The organism is Photobacterium sp. R1, from assembly GCF_054600795.1.
This window is the reverse complement of sequence record NZ_BAAHZP010000235.1, coordinates 1-357: the sequence shown is the minus strand read 5'-3', so window position 1 is coordinate 357 and position 357 is coordinate 1. Positions and strand designations below refer to the sequence as shown.

General features: G+C 48.7%; 1 pseudogene. It reads left to right on the top strand.

Going from position 1 to position 357, the window contains the following annotated elements:
* A pseudogene (locus ACYP03_RS24830) lies at nt 1-298 on the top strand (hypothetical protein); the annotation flags it as partial.
* Nucleotides 299-357 lie beyond the last annotated feature (59 nt).

Below are 357 nucleotides of genomic sequence, written 5' to 3'. Positions count from 1 at the left end.
CTGCCCTAAAGAAAAACTCATGCACTTTGCCGGATACCTTTATGCATTTTATTGTCTGGAAGCGGATTTCAGCAGAGAGCTGTTTCGGGTGCTGATTTGGCAGCAGGATGAGTTTGAACAGCAGCTGGAAGCCTTCCGCCAGCGCTTATTTTCACATGAAGTCAGTTACGACCCACACCGCGCTGCGGTGATGATGGACTGCTACTTTATGACACTGATCGCCGGTTTGAATGCTGATAAACCGGATGCGGCATTAATGTTGGGCCAGTTAGAAAAGAAATTGCATGTCTTGCAGTAAATTCCCCCTTCACCTGAGCACCTGCCGACGTGCGTGGGACACAGCAATCAAACGTTTGA